General features: G+C 48.5%; 4 protein-coding genes. All 4 read left to right on the top strand.

What is annotated here, in order from left to right; genetic code table 11:
* Positions 1-204 precede the first annotated feature (204 nt).
* Genes L5656_RS11280 through L5656_RS11265 form a run of 4 tightly spaced genes read left to right on the top strand, consistent with a single transcriptional unit; the run spans position 205 to position 2,389 of the window.
* Entirely contained in the window at positions 205-960 is a 756-nt protein-coding gene (locus L5656_RS11280; RefSeq protein WP_297202998.1) for an STAS domain-containing protein, read from the top strand.
* Positions 950-1,315, top strand: coding sequence for an STAS domain-containing protein (locus L5656_RS11275; protein ID WP_297202996.1), 366 nt, complete (start codon positions 950-952; stop codon positions 1,313-1,315). Before L5656_RS11280 ends, L5656_RS11275 begins: the two co-directional genes overlap by 11 nt.
* A 13-nt stretch (positions 1,316-1,328) precedes the next feature.
* Positions 1,329-1,784, top strand: coding sequence for an anti-sigma regulatory factor (locus tag L5656_RS11270; RefSeq protein WP_297202994.1), 456 nt, complete (start codon positions 1,329-1,331; stop codon positions 1,782-1,784).
* Positions 1,781-2,389, top strand: a complete 609-nt coding sequence (locus L5656_RS11265) for a hypothetical protein (RefSeq protein WP_297202992.1) — start codon at positions 1,781-1,783, stop codon at positions 2,387-2,389. The genes L5656_RS11270 and L5656_RS11265 overlap by 4 nt, the downstream gene beginning before the upstream one ends.
* Positions 2,390-2,515: the final 126 nt, after the last annotated feature.

Genomic DNA, 2,515 nt, shown 5'->3' with positions numbered 1-2,515 from the left:
AGTGGTATCTAAATTTAAATTAGCGGGGGGATCCTTATTTTCCTCCTTTTTTCTCCCCCTTTCTCGCCCTCACTACTCTTTAAAACTGGTGATCCCTCAGCCCAGTTGTCTCTTGAAAGGAAATGGCTCGCAAATGTAGAATCTAACAAATAATCATGTCAAAATCTAAAAGTTAGCGTTCGACATATACGGAGGGAATAAGGCATGACGAACCCTAACAAATTCGAAGAAATTGCAAGCAAACTAGGAGCTACCGCCAGGGAAACAGAGCTATGGAAGCAACTGATGGAAGTCTCCGTTGCTGCCCGGGGGGAAGAAGAAAAGCAAGTCCTAACCGAAGTATTACGCTCTTTAATAGGAGAATTGGGCGAGAACCAAGTAGCCGAAAAAGTTACACAAATAGCTAACGAACTGCCGGAATACCCGGTGGTAAAAGTTATGCAATACATAATCCAGGTTTCCGCAAGCCTGCGGCGGGAACAAGAACATACTCTATCCCAGCTAAGGCAAATGCTTTCTGAGCTGGCCACCCCTATAATCCGCATATGGACAGACATGTTACTTGTAGCCATGATCGGCAACATCGATAGTCAAAGAGCGCAGGACATCGCAGAAAGATTGCTCAATCGGGTCAGTTCGGCCCGGGCCAAAGTTGTTATAGTGGACGTTACTGGTGTACCTATGATTGATACTGTGGTAGGCGGGTTCTTGATTGAGATGTTTAACGCAATTAAGCTGCTGGGCGCAGAAGTAATTCTTACAGGAATCAAACCGGAGGTAGCCCATACCTTAGTCAAGCTTGGAGTAGACTTTCGGATGGTTTCTATTGCCCGGGATCTGGAGGACGCCCTGCGGCGCGGAATCGCCATTACTATGGAAGAAAGCAAGAAACGGCGTCAGCTAGCCTTGAGCTTGGCCGGAAGCGGATCACGTGAGAGTGGTGAAGGGGATGTCTTCTAACCTGGAGCGAGTGGTCCCTATCTTGCAGATAGCAGATTTCTTGCTGGTACCTATCCAGATAGATTTGGACGACCGAACTGTTGGTAGGTTACAGCAGCAGTTAATGCGCGAAATCGAGCGAACCAGGGCGAAGGCAGTAATATTAGATGTCCGCATGGTGGAGGTAATAGATAGCTATATCTCTTATACCCTCTCCGAGACTGCTGCCATGGCCCGCCTTATGGGATGCCGCACGATACTGTGCGGCATCCAGCCCCCGGTAGCTTTAACCCTTGCCCAGATGGGAGTCGTCCTAGAAGAACTTACTGTGGCCCGGGACCTAGAGCATGCCCTGGTGCTGGCTAGCTCTCTCTAGGAGTGGGTAAAAGGTGGGTTTAGACAAAATAGATACTATCCTCGAAAGCCCAGCTCATGAGTTTGATGTTGTAGTTCGTATAGCTCGGGAAGAAGATATTGCCGTAGCCAGGCAAATGGCAAAGCAGTTGGCTCAAGAAACAGGTTTTTCCTTAGCTGATGTTACCAAAATTGCCACTGCTGTTTCTGAACTCGCCCGTAATATTTACCGTTATGCCAACCAAGGCCGCATAATGATAAGAAAAAAGTTAGAAGAAAAGGATGGGCCTTGCATAGAGGTCATAGCTGCTGACCGCGGCCCTGGGATCCCCGATGTCGACTTGGTGCTCACCCGGGGATATACCACCTACGAGCGGAGCCTAGGAATAGGGCTTTCCGGTGTAAAGCGCCTCATGGACTCTTTTGCTATTTATTCTGAGGTGGGTAAAGGAACGGTGGTCATTACGGAAAAGAGGAGGCGCAAGTTTTGACTCTATCTATTCAAGACCTGTACGGTCACGGGTGGAGCCTGTGGAGTTGCTGGAGACCAAGGGCCGGATACAAAGTGGGCGGAGATTTCTGTTACATGTTCTTAGGAGAAAAAAGCCTGGTTACAGCGGTTGTTGACGTGCTGGGGCATGGGGAGGAAGCCTACCGTTGCGCCCTGGAACTTTTCAACGTAATGAATAAACATGAAGAAAACCTGGAAACCCTTTTTACGATGTTGGAGGCCACAGCAGCGCGTTACAGAGGTTGCGCCCTCTTTCTAGGCGCCCTGTCGGATTCTTTGATAAAGTATATTATGGTAGGGAATATGAGGGCATGGGTCCTTCAGGAGCCCGGAAAGATAGACCTCTTGTACGCCCAACCCGGGGTGGTAGGGGGGCGCAGGTTGAATCCGGTTACAAGAGAAGTAAAATTGGCAGGAACGTGTGCCCTTATAGTGTGTTCTGATGGTATAAGGCGGAGCTTCGTCCCGCCCAAGGATTATTTATCTCTCACATATGACGGGATGGAAATAGTAGGAAAAATTCTGGAAAAATACGGTATACACGAGGATGACGCTAGCATTCTTGTGGGAAGGAGGTGCAGGTAATTTGGCTTCTGAAAGTTTTTACGATACTTACAAAAATTACCTGGAACGCTATGTTTGCGAGGGTGGGACAGAAGGGGTTCTGCTGGAAGCTTATCAAGATCTTACACATGGCCTCGATGATAACCA

Source organism: Thermanaeromonas sp., assembly GCF_021890735.1.
Taxonomy (GTDB): domain Bacteria; phylum Bacillota; class DSM-521; order Neomoorellales; family Neomoorellaceae; genus Thermanaeromonas.
This window is presented reverse-complemented; position numbering and strand designations above follow the sequence as displayed.